This is a genomic window from Micromonospora sp. NPDC051300 (assembly GCF_044455315.1).
GTDB classification, from domain to species: Bacteria; Actinomycetota; Actinomycetes; order Mycobacteriales; family Micromonosporaceae; genus Micromonospora; species Micromonospora robiginosa.
The window spans coordinates 36,813-51,147 of sequence record NZ_JBITEP010000003.1; the positions used below are offsets into that span (position 1 = coordinate 36,813).

19 protein-coding genes and 1 pseudogene are annotated in these 14,335 nt (G+C 73.7%); 12 read left to right on the forward strand and 8 right to left on the reverse strand.

The window, feature by feature from the left end; genetic code table 11:
• Positions 1-4: 4 nt before the first annotated feature.
• Both ACIA5A_RS05090 and ACIA5A_RS05095 read right to left on the reverse strand, forming a co-directional pair.
• Positions 5-376: a hypothetical protein gene (locus tag ACIA5A_RS05090; RefSeq protein WP_396756589.1), complete on the reverse strand. Its 372-nt coding sequence runs from the start codon at positions 374-376 to the stop codon at positions 5-7.
• Entirely contained in the window at positions 373-855 is a 483-nt protein-coding gene (locus ACIA5A_RS05095; protein WP_396756591.1) for a DUF6232 family protein, read from the reverse strand. The genes ACIA5A_RS05090 and ACIA5A_RS05095 overlap by 4 nt, the downstream gene beginning before the upstream one ends.
• Before the next feature lie 56 nt (positions 856-911).
• On the opposite strand from ACIA5A_RS05095, the pseudogene ACIA5A_RS05100 reads away from it, so the two are divergent.
• Positions 912-1,136 (forward strand): annotated as a pseudogene (locus ACIA5A_RS05100) (nuclear transport factor 2 family protein); the annotation flags it as partial.
• 59 nt (positions 1,137-1,195) lie between these two features.
• Positions 1,196-1,321: a hypothetical protein gene (locus ACIA5A_RS05105; protein WP_396757102.1), complete on the forward strand. Its 126-nt coding sequence runs from the start codon at positions 1,196-1,198 to the stop codon at positions 1,319-1,321.
• On the opposite strand, the gene ACIA5A_RS05110 is transcribed toward ACIA5A_RS05105, so the two are convergent.
• Complete coding sequence (locus tag ACIA5A_RS05110; protein ID WP_396756593.1) at positions 1,267-1,788, reverse strand: DUF6232 family protein; 522 nt, start codon at positions 1,786-1,788, stop codon at positions 1,267-1,269. The genes ACIA5A_RS05105 and ACIA5A_RS05110 overlap by 55 nt on opposite strands.
• 97 nt (positions 1,789-1,885) lie before the next feature.
• On the opposite strand from ACIA5A_RS05110, the gene ACIA5A_RS05115 reads away from it, so the two are divergent.
• Together ACIA5A_RS05115 and ACIA5A_RS05120 are read left to right on the forward strand one after the other, a co-directional pair.
• Complete coding sequence (locus ACIA5A_RS05115) at positions 1,886-2,659, forward strand: enoyl-CoA hydratase-related protein (protein WP_396756595.1); 774 nt, start codon at positions 1,886-1,888, stop codon at positions 2,657-2,659.
• A 72-nt stretch (positions 2,660-2,731) separates the two neighbouring features.
• Positions 2,732-4,354 (forward strand): acetolactate synthase, encoded by a 1,623-nt coding sequence (locus ACIA5A_RS05120; protein WP_396756597.1) that lies wholly within the window; start codon positions 2,732-2,734, stop codon positions 4,352-4,354.
• Between the two features lie 43 nt (positions 4,355-4,397).
• On the opposite strand, the gene ACIA5A_RS05125 is transcribed toward ACIA5A_RS05120, so the two are convergent.
• The 3 genes from ACIA5A_RS05125 to ACIA5A_RS05135 are packed head-to-tail and all read right to left on the reverse strand — an operon-like array spanning position 4,398 to position 5,534.
• Positions 4,398-4,796, reverse strand: coding sequence for a PLD nuclease N-terminal domain-containing protein (locus ACIA5A_RS05125; protein ID WP_396756599.1), 399 nt, complete (start codon positions 4,794-4,796; stop codon positions 4,398-4,400).
• 26 nt (positions 4,797-4,822) lie between these two features.
• Entirely contained in the window at positions 4,823-5,122 is a 300-nt protein-coding gene (locus ACIA5A_RS05130; protein WP_396756601.1) for a DUF202 domain-containing protein, read from the reverse strand.
• A 25-nt stretch (positions 5,123-5,147) separates the two neighbouring features.
• Complete coding sequence (locus ACIA5A_RS05135; RefSeq protein ID WP_396756603.1) at positions 5,148-5,534, reverse strand: YidH family protein; 387 nt, start codon at positions 5,532-5,534, stop codon at positions 5,148-5,150.
• A 41-nt stretch (positions 5,535-5,575) separates the two neighbouring features.
• On the opposite strand from ACIA5A_RS05135, the gene ACIA5A_RS05140 reads away from it, so the two are divergent.
• The 4 genes from ACIA5A_RS05140 to ACIA5A_RS05155 all read left to right on the forward strand — a co-directional run bounded on the left by ACIA5A_RS05140 (position 5,576) and on the right by ACIA5A_RS05155 (position 8,719).
• Positions 5,576-6,373: a GNAT family N-acetyltransferase gene (locus ACIA5A_RS05140; protein ID WP_396756605.1), complete on the forward strand. Its 798-nt coding sequence runs from the start codon at positions 5,576-5,578 to the stop codon at positions 6,371-6,373.
• Between the two features lie 2 nt (positions 6,374-6,375).
• Entirely contained in the window at positions 6,376-6,780 is a 405-nt protein-coding gene (locus ACIA5A_RS05145; protein WP_396756607.1) for a hypothetical protein, read from the forward strand.
• A gap of 188 nt (positions 6,781-6,968) precedes the next feature.
• Positions 6,969-7,748, forward strand: coding sequence for an electron transfer flavoprotein subunit beta/FixA family protein (locus tag ACIA5A_RS05150; RefSeq protein WP_396756609.1), 780 nt, complete (start codon positions 6,969-6,971; stop codon positions 7,746-7,748).
• Positions 7,749-7,759: 11 nt separating this feature from the next.
• Positions 7,760-8,719, forward strand: coding sequence for an electron transfer flavoprotein subunit alpha/FixB family protein (locus ACIA5A_RS05155; RefSeq protein ID WP_396756610.1), 960 nt, complete (start codon positions 7,760-7,762; stop codon positions 8,717-8,719).
• A 100-nt stretch (positions 8,720-8,819) separates the two neighbouring features.
• Here the strand turns inward: ACIA5A_RS05155 and ACIA5A_RS05160 are convergent, their stop codons facing one another.
• Both ACIA5A_RS05160 and ACIA5A_RS05165 read right to left on the reverse strand, forming a co-directional pair.
• Positions 8,820-9,593, reverse strand: coding sequence for an anti-sigma factor (locus ACIA5A_RS05160; RefSeq protein WP_396756612.1), 774 nt, complete (start codon positions 9,591-9,593; stop codon positions 8,820-8,822).
• Positions 9,547-10,152: an RNA polymerase sigma factor gene (locus ACIA5A_RS05165; RefSeq protein WP_396756614.1), complete on the reverse strand. Its 606-nt coding sequence runs from the start codon at positions 10,150-10,152 to the stop codon at positions 9,547-9,549. The genes ACIA5A_RS05160 and ACIA5A_RS05165 overlap by 47 nt, the downstream gene beginning before the upstream one ends.
• Before the next feature lie 240 nt (positions 10,153-10,392).
• On the opposite strand from ACIA5A_RS05165, the gene ACIA5A_RS05170 reads away from it, so the two are divergent.
• The 4 genes from ACIA5A_RS05170 (at position 10,393) to mnmA (ending at position 14,267) form a co-directional block, all read left to right on the forward strand.
• Positions 10,393-11,223 carry a DUF4397 domain-containing protein gene (locus ACIA5A_RS05170; protein ID WP_396756616.1) on the forward strand — a complete coding sequence of 277 codons (831 nt, stop codon included), beginning with the start codon at positions 10,393-10,395 and terminating at the stop codon, positions 11,221-11,223.
• Positions 11,220-11,891 carry a class F sortase gene (locus ACIA5A_RS05175; RefSeq protein WP_396756618.1) on the forward strand — a complete coding sequence of 224 codons (672 nt, stop codon included), beginning with the start codon at positions 11,220-11,222 and terminating at the stop codon, positions 11,889-11,891. The genes ACIA5A_RS05170 and ACIA5A_RS05175 overlap by 4 nt, the downstream gene beginning before the upstream one ends.
• An 86-nt stretch (positions 11,892-11,977) precedes the next feature.
• Positions 11,978-13,153, forward strand: coding sequence for a cysteine desulfurase family protein (locus ACIA5A_RS05180; RefSeq protein ID WP_396756620.1), 1,176 nt, complete (start codon positions 11,978-11,980; stop codon positions 13,151-13,153).
• Between the two features lie 40 nt (positions 13,154-13,193).
• Positions 13,194-14,267: a tRNA 2-thiouridine(34) synthase MnmA gene (mnmA, locus tag ACIA5A_RS05185; protein ID WP_396756621.1), complete on the forward strand. Its 1,074-nt coding sequence runs from the start codon at positions 13,194-13,196 to the stop codon at positions 14,265-14,267.
• Positions 14,268-14,335 lie beyond the last annotated feature (68 nt).

A 14,335-nucleotide genomic window follows, 5' to 3' on the forward strand; every position in this document is an offset into this window, starting at 1 on the left:
GGGATCAGTCGGTCGGCCGGGCGACCCGCAACGCCCACCAGATCAGCGGCGCCTGCATCGGCACCCGGCCGTAGGCGATCGCCCGCTTCGCCGGCCGGCGCCGCCGCCAGTCCCAGGCCATCTGCGCGTTCGCCGGCAGCACCGCCACGAACAGGGCCGCCGCGGCCAGGCCGCCGCGCCGGCGGGTCGCCGGACTCGCCACCGCCGCCGCCACGGCCAGCTCCGCGACCCCCGAGGCGTACGTCCAGAAGCGAGCCGGCCCGGGCAGCACGCGCGGCACGATCGGGTCGTAGAAACCGGGCCGGACGAAGTGGGTGACGCCCGCGGCGGCGAGCAGCCCGGCGAGCGCGACGGCCTCGCCACGACGGTGGGTCATCGTCGGTCCCCCTGTTGCTCGACGGCGCGTTGCACGGCCCGGTAGATCTGCCCGAACCGTAGCGCGTCGGGCGTGCGGACCAGCATCGTCTCCCGCCCGTGGACCTGCACCCACAGCTCGTGCACCCGGTTGCCGCGCTCGTAGGAGCGGTCCAGCCAGCCGAGCGGCACCTCCAGGAACGGGGTGAGCGCGAGGCCGACCACCACGAACGCGGCCACGATGACCAGGGCCAGCTTCCAGTCGCCCCGGTCCTGCGCCGCCCAGGCCAGCGAGAGCACGCAGACCAGCGCCACAAGCGGCGGCAGCGACAGCAGCAGGACCAGCACGCCCCGACCCAGCACCCGACCCCGCACCGCCGCCGTGGTCCGTCCCCGGGCGTGCCAGACGAAGGTGACGTCGGCGAGCGGCACGACCTGACCGCCGGCGTGGATGGCCCGGGAGGTGACCTGTACCGCGTCATCCCGGTAATAGAGGGTCATAAATCAGCGTACCCACGCCGGGTGCGCGGGCGGAAGCTGTCGGTAGCGTGGTCGGCATGACCGACGGGGACGAGCGGGCGCGCAACGTGGAGGTGGTCCGGCGTTACCTGCGGACCTTCGTCACCAAGGACCTGGCCGAGTTGGCCGAGGTGGTCGCCGAGGACGTGGAGATCTACGGCTCCGGCACGGCGGTACGCGGCCGGCGCTATCCGGAGGCGGCCGTCTCGTCGCCCGGGTTGACCGTGCTCGACCAGGAGATCCGGGAGATCTTCGCGGCCGACGACCGGGTGGTGGTGTCGATGGCGCAGACCTACCGGCGGACGCGACCGGGGCGACCACGGTGCAGAGCGCGTGCAAGATGTACCGGCTGGCGGGTGGCCGGATCGTGCAGTTCTGGGGCGAGCAGGACACCTACGGCCTGCTGCGCGGGCTGGGCCTGCTGCCCGACGAGCCGATCACGTCCTGAGCCGGCGCGGCGGCGGGCGCGTGCTCGATGGCCCGCTGCACCGCCCGGTAGATCTGGCCGAAGCGCAGCGCGTCGCCGGTGCTGAGCAGCCGCACCGGCCGGCCCCGCCAGGTGGCCCACATCTCCAGCTCCCGGCTGCCCCGCACGTAGGAACGGTCCAGGTGCTCGAAGAGCACGTCGGCGAGCGGCCCGACGGCGAGGCCGACCAGCACGGACGCGCCGACGATGGCGATGGTGACGGTCAGCGAGCGGTGCAGCCAGACCGCGAGCGCGACGCCCAGCAGCGCGGCCACCAGCGGCCCGGCGAGCGCGGCGCCGATCGCGCCCCGGCCGGCGAGCACCCGCCAGGAGCGGCTGCCCCGCCGGTGCCACACCATGGTCAGCTCGGCCAGCGGATAGCTGCGGTCGTCGACCCGCAGGGCGGCGGAGGTGACCCGGACCGACCGGTCGTCGTAGTAGGTGGTCATGGCCTCACTCCCGGTGTCCGGCGTCTACCGCACTGTCTACCCCAACGAGGCGGGTCGTAAGGTTGGCACGCGACTTCGACGAGGAAGTGAGGGCAGCGTGGGCGAGTTCGTCAGGCTGGAAGTGAAGGACGGCGTCGGCACCATCCGGCTGGAGCGGCCGCCGATGAACGCGCTGAACACGCAGGTGCAGGAGGAGTTGCGCGCCGCCGCGACGGCGGCCACCGCCGACGCCGGGGTCCGCGCGGTCGTCGTGTACGGCGGCGAGAAGGTCTTCGCGGCCGGCGCGGACATCAAGGAGATGGCCGACATGTCCTACGTGGACATGGCGGAGCGGGCCGCCGACCTGTCCAGCGCGCTGGGCGCGATCGCCCGGATCCCGAAGCCGGTCGTCGCCGCGATCACCGGCTACGCGCTCGGCGGCGGCTGCGAGCTGGCGCTGGCCTGCGACTGGCGGATCGTGGCCGACGACGCCAAGCTCGGCCAGCCGGAGATCAAGCTGGGCATCATCCCGGGCGCGGGCGGCACCCAGCGGCTGGCCCGGCTGGTCGGCCCGGCGCGCGCCAAGGATCTGATCATGACCGGCCGGATGGTCGACGCCGAGGAGGCGCTGCGCATCGGCCTGGCCGACCGGGTGGTCCCGGCCGCCGAGGTCTACGACGCCGCGCTGGCATACGTGAAGCCGTTCCTGACCGGGCCGGTGCAGGCGCTGCGGGCGGCGAAGGCGGCGGTCGACGGCGGCTTGGACATGGATCTCACCTCCGGCCTGGCGTGGGAGAGCCAGCTCTTCGCGGCGTTGTTCGCCACCGACGACCGGCGCGAAGGCATGGCCGCGTTCGTGGAGAAGCGCAAGCCCGGCTTCACCGGGCGCTGACGCGAGGACTGTTCACATCTCGTCTACCGGCCAGTAGCGTGTGACTCCGGTCGCGCGACGAAGGGGAGTGGCATGACGGAACACGTCGAGGGGCACGGCGGCGAGCTGGCGCTGGCGGCGCTGCGCGCGCACGGCGTACGGGAGATGTTCACGCTCTCCGGCGGGCACGTGTTCCCGCTCTACGACGCGGCGCACAAGGCCGGCTTCCCGCTCTACGACGTGCGGCACGAGCAGTCCGCCGTGTTCGCCGCCGAGGCGGTGGCCAAGCTCCAGCGCCGCCCCGGCCTGGCCGTGCTCACCGCCGGCCCCGGCGTCACCAACGGCGTCTCCGGGCTGACCAGCGCGTTCTTCAACGCCTCGCCGGTGCTGGTGATGGGCGGCCGGGCCCCGCAGTTCCGCTGGGGTTCCGGCAGCCTCCAGGAGATGGACCACCTCCCGCTGGTCGCGCCGGTGACCAAGCACGCCGAGACGGTGTTCAGCGCCGACGACATCCCGCGCGCGGTGTCGGCGGCGCTGACCACCGCGCTCACCCCGCACCGGGGTCCGGTCTTCCTGGACTTCCCGCTGGAGGCGGTCTTCTCGATCGGCGACGCCGACCTGCCGGCGGTCACCCCGCCCGCGCCGATCGAACCCGACCCGGACGAGGTGGCGAAGGCGGTCGGCCTGATCGCCGGCGCGTCCCGGCCGGTGATCATCGCCGGCTCCGACGTGTACGCCGGGGACGCCGTCGACGCCCTCCGCGCCGCCGCCGAGTCCCTCCAGGTGCCGGTGTTCACCAACGGGATGGGCCGGGGCGCGCTGCCGCCGACGCACCCGCTCGCCTTCGCCAAGGCCCGCCGGGTCGCGCTCAAGGGCGCCGACGTGGTGGTGGTGGTCGGCACGCCGCTCGACTTCCGGCTCTCCTTCGGCGACTTCGGCGACGCCGAGGTGGTGCACGTGGTGGACGCGCCCAGCCAGCGCGCCGGGCACGTGCAGCCGGCCGCCGCGCCCGCCGGCGATCTGCGGCTGATCCTCGGCGCGTTCGCCGAGCACGCCGGCGACCGGGCCGACCACGCCGACTGGATCGCCGAGCTGCGCACCGCCGAGGACGCGGCGAAGGCCCGCGACGCCGAGGAGATGGGCGCCGAGACCGACCCGATCCGGCCGGCCCGGGTCTACGGCGAGCTGCGTCGGGTGCTCGCCCCGGACGCCATCACCATCGGCGACGGCGGCGACTTCGTCTCGTACGCGGGGAGATACCTGGAACCCGCCCAGCCCGGCACCTGGCTCGACCCCGGCCCGTACGGCTGCCTCGGCACCGGCATGGGCTACGCGATGGGCGCCCGGGTCAGCCACCCGGACCGGCAGATCTGCGTGCTGATGGGCGACGGTGCGGCCGGCTTCTCGCTGATGGACGTGGAGTCGCTGGCCCGGCAGAAGCTGCCGGTGGTGATCGTGGTCGGCAACAACGGCATCTGGGGGCTGGAGAAGCACCCGATGCGCGCCATGTACGGCTACGACGTCGCCGCCGACCTTCAGCCGGGGCTGCGCTACGACAAGGTGGTCGAGGCGCTGGGCGGGGCGGGCGAGACGGTGGAGAAGGCCGCCGACCTCGGCCCGGCGCTCGGCCGCGCGTTCGACGCCGGCGTGCCGTACCTGGTCAACGTGCTGACCGACCCGACCGACGCGTACCCCCGGTCGTCGAACCTGGCCTGACCGCGACGCCGCACGGCCGCTCACCGGGCGGCCGTCGCGGCGGTCAGACCTCCGGGCGGTCCCGGTCGTCGGGGCGGTCGCGTAGCTGCTCCTCGCGCCGACGCAGGTCGTCCTCCCAGCGCTGGAGGCGATCCCGGTCCTCGTCGCGGGAACGCTTGTCGAGCGAGGCGAGGAAGTCCGGGTCGTCGTCCGGCGCGACCGGCCGGCGGGCCGGGGCGGCGGAGCCGGTCGCTCCGGTGGCGCCGAGCGGCCCGTCCGGGCGCTCCCGGCCGGCCACGAACCAGGCGATCGAGCCGACCAGCGGGAAGAACAGGATGACCAGCACCCAGACCAGCCGGGGCAGCACCTTGACCTGCTCGTCCTCGGCGGAGAGGCAACTGATCAGCGCGCAGACGGCGAGCACGACCTGGACCAGGAACAGCAGTACGTAGAGGCGGGCCATGCCCCATGATGGCGCACCGGGCGCGGTCAGTGCACCCTGCCGAGCACGTGTGCCACGCCGAGCAGGGCCAGGGCGGTGGCGCCGAGCGCGGTCAGCGGCATCGCGACCCGGCCGAGCCGGTGCGGTCCGGCCCCGGTGGCCCGCCGCCAGGCGGCGGCGAGCACGACCAGCCAGACCGCGACCGCGACCCCGGCCAGCACCGCGTCCAGGACGCGACCGGTGAACGCGGGCCGGAGCTGGAGCAGCAGCACCGCGGTCAGGGTGAGCAGGGTGCGCCGCCAGGACAGCCGGGTGCGCTCGCCGGGCAGCCCGGGGTCGGCGCTCACCGGGTTCCTTTCCGGAGCAGCGCGGTCACCCGGCGCCCCGCAGCAGCACGGCGGCCACCAGCAGCAGCGCGCCGACCGCGACGATCAGCGCCAGCACGGCCGGGAAGCGGGACGCGGGCAGTTCCTCGCCGAGCCGGATCGCGCGTTCGGTGCGGGCCCAGTGGTCCACCGCCCGGATCGACACGGTGGCGCCGAGCAGCAGCAGCCCGACGGCGAGCCCTTCGCGTAGGTGGGCCAGCGGGAGCGGGGGCAGGAACTGCGCGGCGGCCAGCCCGCCCGCGACCAGCGCCAGCCCGGTCCGCAGCCAGGCCAGGAACGTCCGCTCGTTGGCCAGCGAGAAACGGTAGTCCGGCGGGGTGCCGACCGAGCGCAGCTCCCGCGGGTCGAACCAGCGCCTGATCGACTCCCACACGGCACCGATTATCCGCTTGGCTCCCGGCCTAGCCTTGGGGGATGACCGATCTTGACGCGCGCGCCCTGCGCGAGGCCTATGACAGCCAGATCCGACCGGAGCTGCCGAACCCGGTGCCCGCCGGGGTGACCATCGAGCGGGACGGCCCGCTGTTCCGCGTGCTCGGCCTGGACCAGCGGGGCTTCCTCACCTACCGGACGCTGGGCGGCCTGGCCGGCGCCGAGCTGGACGCGCTGATCGCCCGCCAGGTCGACGTCTTCCGGGCGCGCGGCGAGGCGGTCGAGTGGAAGCTGGCCGGGCACGACGAGCCGGCCGACCTGGCCGACCGGCTGCGCGCCGCCGGTTTCGTGCCGGAGGACCAGGAGACCGTCGTGGTCGGCCCGGTGGCGCCGCTCGCCGCCGCCGTCCCGGTCCTCCCCGAGGGGGTACGCCTGCGTGAGGTCACCAGCCGGGCCGACCTGGAGCGGATCGCCGCCATGGAGGAGGAGGTCTGGCACGACGACCGGAGTCACCTGGTGACCGGGCTGGCCCGCGAGATCGAGGCGGATCCCCAGTCCATCGTGATCGTGGTGGCCGAGGCCGGTGGGACGGTGGTCAGCGCCGGCTGGGTCCGCTTCGAGGGCGACACCGGCTTCGTCAGCCTCTGGGGCGGGTCGACGCTGCCGCAGTGGCGGAAGAAGGGGATCTACCGGGCGTTGGTGGGTCACCGGGCGCGGCTGGCGCAGCAGCGCGGCAAGACGTTGGTGCAGGTCGACTGCTCGCCGGACAGCCGGCCCATCCTGGAGCGGCTCGGTCTCGTTGCGGTCACCACCACCACGCCGTACGTCTACACTCCGTGATCATGGACCGGTTGACGGCGGACGAGCAGCTCACCCTGAAGACCGGCGCGTTCGGGGCGGTGTTCCTGGTCTCCAACGCGGTGCCGGGGGTGCTGGGCATGGTGCGGGAGAGCATCGCCGCGTCCGGGGCGCTGGCCGACGTCGGCGGCGTGGTCAAGGAGGCGCTCACCACCGGGCCGCTGCCGCAGTTGCCGCGCGACTCCGCGCTGGAGATCGAGTCGGTGGTGCTGCCGGCGCTGGGCCGGGCGGTGGAGATCCTGCGGGCCAAGTCGCCGGGGGACGTCGAGGCGTACCGGTCGGTGGTGCTGGCGGCGGCGGACCGGGTGGCGCAGGCGCACCGGGGGATGGAGCCGGCCGAGGCGGCGGCGATCGACAAGATCCGGATGGCCCTCGCCGAGGCGGCCTGAGCGCCGCCGGGCTACGGTGAGTTGCGTCACTCCGGGCCCACGGGGAGTCGATGCTACTTGCGGGTAACATTGGCCCGTGGGCAAGTGCACAGCGCCCCGCGGTTGACCGAGCGTTAAGTCACGCGGGAGGCTGCGCCCGTGACCGGGCGAGTGATCGCTACACCAAACAGGAGGGTCGTCGAAGCGCGATGAACATCGTCGTACTCGTCAAGCAGGTGCCCGATTCGGGCGCGGACCGCAACCTGCGTCCTGACGACAACACCGTCGACCGCGGCTCGGCGAACAACGTCATCAACGAGATGGACGAGTACGCCATCGAAGAGGCGTTGAAAATCAAGGAGGCGCACGGCGGCGAGGTCACCATCCTGACCATGGGTCCGGACCGGGCGACCGAGTCGATCCGCAAGGCGCTCTCCATGGGGCCGGACAAGGCCGTCCACGTCGTCGACGACGCGCTGCACGGCTCCTGCGCGGTGGCCACCTCGAAGGTGCTCGCCGCCGCCCTCGGGCAGCTCAACGCCGACCTGGTCATCTGCGGCGCCGAGTCCACCGACGGCCGGGTGCAGGTCATGCCGCACATGATCGCCGAGCGACTGGGCGTGGCCGCGCTGACCGGCGCGCGCAAGCTCACCGTCGACGGCGCCACCCTCACCGCCGAGCGGCAGACCGAGGAGGGCTACGAGGTGGTCACCGCCTCGACCCCGGCCGTGGTCTCGGTCTGGGACACCATCAACGAGCCGCGCTACCCGTCCTTCAAGGGCATCATGGCCGCCAAGAAGAAGCCGGTGCAGACGCTTTCCCTGGGTGACCTGGGCGTGGCGCCGACCGAGGTGGGCGCCGACGGCGCCACCAGCGCGGTGCTGGAGCACACCAAGCGCCCGCCGCGCTCCGGCGGCGAGAAGATCACCGACGAGGGCGAGGGCGGCGTCAAGCTGGTCGAGTTCCTCGCCACCGAGAAGTTCGTGTGAGAGGTCTGGACATGTCTGAGGTTCTCGTCGTCGTCGAAGCCACCCGGGAATTCGGCGTCAAGAAGGTCACCCTGGAGATGCTCACCCTCGCCCGCGAGCTGGGCACCCCCAGCGCGGTCGTGCTCGGCGGCGCCGGCGCCGCCGAGGCGCTCGGTGCCAAGCTGGGCGAGTACGGCGCGGAGAAGATCTACGCCGCCGAGGGCGAGGAGATCGACGGCTACCTGGTGGCGCCCAAGGCCACCGTGGTCGCCGAGCTGGTCAAGCGGGTGAAGCCGGCCGCCGTGCTGCTCGCCTCCTCGCAGGAGGGCAAGGAGATCGCCGCCCGCCTGGCGGTCAAGCTGGACAACGGCATCCTGACCGACGTGGTCGGGCTGGACGCCGACGGCACCGCCACCCAGGTCGCGTTCGCCGGCTCCACCATCGTCAAGTCCAAGGTCACCAAGGGCCTGCCGCTGGTCACCGTCCGGCCGAACTCGCTCAACCCGACCCCGGCCGCGGCCAGCCCGGCCGTCGAGCAGCTCACCGTGTCGGTCACCGACGCGGACAAGCTGGCCAAGGTCGTCGAGCGGGTCGCCGAGCAGAAGGGCTCCCGCCCCGAGCTGACCGAGGCGTCGATCGTCGTCTCCGGCGGTCGCGGTGTCGGCAACGCCGACAACTTCAAGCTGGTGGAGGAGCTGGCCGACCTGCTCGGCGGCGCGGTCGGCGCGTCCCGCGCGGCGGTCGACTCCGGCTTCTACCCGCACCAGTTCCAGGTCGGCCAGACCGGCAAGACGGTCTCCCCGCAGCTCTACGTCGCGCTCGGGATCTCCGGCGCGATCCAGCACCGGGCCGGCATGCAGACCTCGAAGACCATCGTCGCGGTGAACAAGGACGGCGAGGCGCCGATCTTCGAGCTGGCCGACTACGGCGTGGTCGGCGACCTGTTCAAGATCGTCCCGCAGGCCGCGGAGGAGATCCGCAAGCGTAAGTGACCCCCGGTCACGAACGAAGGCCGCCGCCCGGTGATCCGGGCGGCGGCCTTTTCTCGCAGGGAGCTGATCGGCGGGCCGGGGAGCTGAGCCGGCCCGCCGATCAGCCCGTCAGGGTGCCCCTCAGCAAACTGTCGCCGGAGTGGGCGGGCTTGTTGTCGTACTGCTCGGCGCTGACGTCGACGACGGTGAAGGTGCGCAGGTCCACGTTGCGGGGGATGGGCAGCAACGCGTCCCCCGATCCGTTGCTCAACGTGCCCACCGAGAACATCTCCATCGTCTTCGGGTCGATAAGCCAGACCTCGTAGTACCCCGGAACGCTCGGGAGATTCGCCACATGCAGGTGCAGTTGGTTGTCGCCGAGCACCCGGGCGTCGCCCGAGGCGTCCTTCGGGGTCGAGCCGAACGCGGCCAGCGGCGCGCTGGCCAGCACCGTCGGCTGCGGCGCGGGCTCGTCGCCACCGGCGCCGAGCACCACCGCGGTGCCCACCACACCGATGACCGCGGCGGCGGTGGCGGTGACCGCGGTGCTCGCCCAGCGGGGCCACCGACGGCCGCGACGTGGCCGGCTCACGGTGGCCGGCCGGCCGGTCGGGTCACCTGCCACGTCGACGCCCGCCGCCGGACGGCGACCGTTCAACGTGGGCAGTTCCTCGGCGGCCCGGATCTCGGCGACGATGCCCTGCCAGAGGTGCTCCGGCGGGTCGGGCAACTCGGTCAGGCCCTGGGTGCCGGCGCCCAGGCCGGCCACGTGCTGAAGCGTCTCCAACTCGCCGCGGCAGTGTGCGCAGGTGGCGAGGTGGGTGGATTCTCCGTCGGCCGCCTCGCTCTCACCGAGCGCCAGAAAGACCAGCCGGTCGTGGTCCAGGTGCTGCACCGTCCACCTCCCATCTGCGTTTCAGGCTCTGCATGCCGCGCCGGATGTGGCTCTTGACCGTGCCCAGCGGCACTCCGGTCACGGCCGAGATCTGCTGGTGTGTCAGGTCGTCGTAGAACGCCAACTCGAGCATCCGACGTTGCTCGTCGGGGAGCCGGGCCAGCTCGTCGGCGACCACCAGTCGGTCGACCACCGTGTCGGGGTCGGGGCCGGTGTCCACCGGCTCGGGCAGTTGCTTGACCGTCTCGACCACCCGGGTCTCCCGGGCCGAGGCCCGGATCCGGTCGACCACCTTGCGCCGCCCGATGCCGAGCAGCCAGCCGATCAGTGATCCCTTCGTCGGGTCGAACGTCTCCCGACCGAGCCAGGCGGCGACGAACGTCGCCTGGGTCACGTCCTCGGCGTCGCTCCGGTTCGCCAGCGTCGAGGCGGCCAGGTGCAGCACCGCTCGGCCGAACCGGTCGTACGCCTCCCGCAGGGCGACCTCGTCGCCGGCGCGGAACCGCGCCGCGAGATCGTCGTCCTTCGGCGGCTCGGGTCCCTGCCTCGCCGCCGTCACCGGGCGGCTCGCCATCCGTGGGGCATGCCGAACTGTAACTCCCACCGCCCCCGCCCCACTCTCCCGGTGTGTCGCGTGCAACGCCCGTCACCTCCTCTTCGTCGCCGAGGGCCCCGCCGGATGCGTCCACGGCCGAAAAAAGAAAACGGATCCGGGGCGCATCCGGCGGCGTCCGGGCCGGCGTAACCCGTTCTGCAAGCCAGGCCTGACGAATCAGCACCAACCACCAGGAGGCAGACAATGCAGTTCGCCATGTTCCGTCGGGTCGCCGCGGGCGGCGCGGTGGCCGCCCTGACCTTCGCCGGCGTCGGCGCCGCGACCATGAGCCCGGCCTACGCCGCCTCGTCGAAGGTCTCCGTGGTCCACGGCATCCCGGACACCCCGGTCGACGTTTACGTCAACGGCAAGAAGACGCTGAACAACTTCAAGCCCGGCGACGTGGCCGGACCGCTCACCCTCCCCGAGGGCGAGTACGACATCGCGCTGACCAAGCCCGGCGAGGCGATCGACAAGGCGATCCTCAAGGTCGACGACGCCGAGGTGCCGGGTGGGGCGAACATCAGCCTCGCCGCCCACCTGAGCGCCGACGGCAAGCCGCAGATCACCCCGTTCGTCAACGACGTGTCCAAGGTGGGCGCCGGCAAGGCCCGGCTGATCGTCCGGCACACCGCCGCCGCCCCGGCCGTCGACGTGCGGGCCGGTGGCAAGCCGGTCTTCGAGGGCCTGACCAACCCGAAGGAGGCCAAGGCCGACGTCGCCGCCGGCACCGTGAAGGCGGACGTCGTGCTCGCCGGCACCGACACCGTCGCGATCGGCCCGGCCGACCTGAACCTGAAGGAGGGCACCGCCACCATCGTCTACGCGATCGGCTCCGCCGACGCCAAGAACCTGGACCTCGTCGCGCAGACCATCAGCGGCCTGCACTCCACCCCGGGCGGCGTGCCCAGCGGCACCGGCGGCCAGGCCGGCACCGGCGTGGACACCTGGTGGTACGTGCTGGCCGGCGCCGGCGTGCTGCTCCTGGTCGGCGGCGGGGCGCGGGTGGCCACCACCCGGGCCGCTCGCCGGTGACGGTGCGCAACCGCGGGGCGCTGGCGGCGATGGCCGCCGGCGCCACCGCGCTCACCCTGGCGGCGCTCGTCGCGTGCGGGTCCCGGCCCGCCGAGGACGTCGGCGCCGACGAGGCGGCGGCGTTGGCCAGCACCACCCCTGCGGCGACGCCGAGCGCGGCGTCGACCGGGGACCCGTCGGTGCCGGTGAACGCCGGCACGCTGCCGGCGGACGGGAAGACCGTGCCACCGGTACGGCTGAGCATCCCGCCGATCAAGGTCACCGCCTCGGTCGACCCGGTCGGCATCAACGACCGCACCAACGAGTTCGAGGTGCCGCCGAGCGTGGACCAGGTCGGCTGGTACCGCTACGGGCCGGGCCTGGAGGCCGCGGCGGGCTCGGTGGTGATCGCCGGGCACGTGGACAGCGCCGAGCAGGGCAAGGGAGCGTTCTTCCGGCTCCGGGAACTGGACCGGGGGGACACCCTGACCGCCACCGGCTCGGACGGCAAGGAACGCCGCTACCGGGTGGTGGCCCGCGAGGAGTACACCAAGACGAAGATCCCGCTGGAGCGGTACTTCGCCCGCGACGGCAAGCCGCGCCTGACGTTGATCACCTGCGGCGGGCCGTTCGACCCGAAGACCCGGCACTACCGGGACAACATCGTGGTCACCGCGGTTCCCGCATGAGGCACGTGACCGCCCGTCCCGCCCCGGCGCGGGACGGGCGGTCCGGCCAGCGGTCGGCAGTCCTGGGGCCGTTAGGCTGAACGGTGATGGCATACCTGGATCACGCGGCGACGACCCCGATGCTCGACGAGGCACTCGAGGCGTACGTCGTCACCGCCCGCGAGGTGGGCAACGCGTCGTCGCTGCACGCGGCGGGCCGTCGTGCCCGGCGGCGGGTGGAGGAGTCCCGCGAGCGGGTGGCCGCCGCGCTCGGCGCCCGCCCGTCCGAGGTGATCTTCACCGGCGGTGGCACGGAGAGCGACAACCTCGCCGTCAAGGGCATCTTCTGGGCCCGCCGCGACGCCCGGGCCGAGCGGGTCCGGGTGGTCTCCAGCGCGGTCGAGCACCACGCCGTGCTGGACGCGGTGGACTGGCTGGTCGAGCACGAGGGCGCCCGGGTCGGCCGGCTGCCGGTGGACGCGACCGGCCGGCTCGACCCGGAGCGGCTCCGCGCCGAGCTGGCCGGGCACGGCGACTCGGTGGCGGTGGTCACCGCGATGTGGGCCAACAACGAGGTCGGCACCGTGCAGCCGGTCGCCGAGCTGGCCGCGGTCGCGGCCGAGCACGGGGTGCCGTTCCACACCGACGCTATCCAGGCGGTCGGCCAGGTGCCCGTCGACTTCGCCGCGAGCGGGGTGTCCGCGCTCACCGTGACCGGGCACAAGCTCGGCGGCCCGACCGGCGTCGGCGCCTTGCTGCTGGCCCGCGACGTCGCCGCGACGCCGCTGCTGCACGGCGGCGGCCAGGAGCGCGACGTCCGCTCCGGGACGTTGGACACCGCCGGCATCGTCGCGTTCGCGGTCGCCGTCGAGGCCGCGGTGAAGGGCCAGCAGGAGTACGCGGCCCGCGTCGCCGCGCTCCGCGACGAGCTGGTCGGGCGCGTCCGGCGGGCGGTGCCCGAGGTGGTCTTCAACGGCGACCCGGACGACCGGCTCCCCGGTAACGCGCACTTCTCCTTCCCCGGCTGCGAGGGGGACGCGCTGTTGCTGCTCCTGGACGCCCAGGGCATCGCCTGCTCGACCGGGTCGGCCTGCTCGGCGGGCGTGGCGCAGCCGTCGCACGTGCTGATGGCGATGGGCGCCGACGACGACCGGGCCCGTTCGTCGCTGCGTTTCACGCTCGGACACACCAGCACCGGCGCGGACGTCGACGCGCTCATCGCGGCGCTGCCGGCCGCCGTGGAGCGGGCCCGGCGCGCGGCCGCCCTCCGCACGCCCCGCTGAGCCGGATACCCTCGGTGATGAGGACGAGGGGAGTCGGCTGGTGAGGGTTCTGGCGGCGATGTCGGGCGGGGTGGACTCCGCCGTCGCGGCGGCGCGGGCGGTGGAGGCCGGGCACGACGTGACCGGGGTACACCTGGCGCTGGCCCGCAACCCGCAGACCTACCGCACCGGCGCCCGGGGCTGCTGCACGCTTGAGGACTCCCGGGACGCCCGGCGCGCCGCGGACGTGCTGGGCATCCCGTTCTACGTGTGGGACATGGCGGACCGGTTCCACGACGACGTGGTCGACGACTTCGTCGCCGAGTACGCCGCCGGCCGTACCCCCAACCCGTGCCTGCGCTGCAACGAGAAGATCAAGTTCGCCGCGGTGCTGGACCGCGCGGTGGCCCTGGGCTTCGACGCGGTGGTGACCGGCCACCACGCCCGGCTCGGCCCGGACGGCCTGCTGCGGCGCAGCGTCGACGCGGCCAAGGACCAGTCGTACGTGCTGGCGGTGCTGACCCGCGCGCAGCTCGACCGGTCGATCTTCCCGCTCGGCGACTCCACCAAGGCCGAGGTGCGCGCGGAGGCCGCCCGGCGCGGGCTGGCCGTGGCCGACAAGCCGGACTCGCACGACATCTGCTTCATCGCCGACGGCGACACCCGGGGTTTCCTGGCCCAGCGGCTCGGCGAGGCGCCGGGTCAGGTGGTGGACGCGCTCACCGGCGCGGTGGTGGGTAACCACAGCGGCGCCTACCAGTACACCGTGGGCCAGCGGCGCGGGCTGCACCTGGACCGTCCCGCGCCGGACGGCCGGCCCCGCTACGTGCTCTCCATCACGCCCACGACCAACACCGTCACGGTCGGCCCGGCCGAGGCACTGGAGGTCTCCGCCGTGCGGGCCACCCGCCCGGTATGGACCGGCGGGCCGCGCCCGGACGGGCCGATCGAGTGCGAGGTGCAGCTGCGCGCCCACGGTGACGTGGTGCCCGCCGCCGTCTCGGTGGACGCGGACGGGCTGCACGCCGAGCTGCGCCGCCCGCTGCGCGGCGTCGCCGCCGGCCAGGCGATCGTGGCCTACCGCCCGGACCCGGCCGGAGACGTCGTCCTCGGCTCCGCCACCATCGCCGCCTGACGCTCCGCCGCGCCCCCGCACCGTCCCCGCGCGTCGCCCGCCCCCTTCGCGTCTGCGCCGATTCGTCC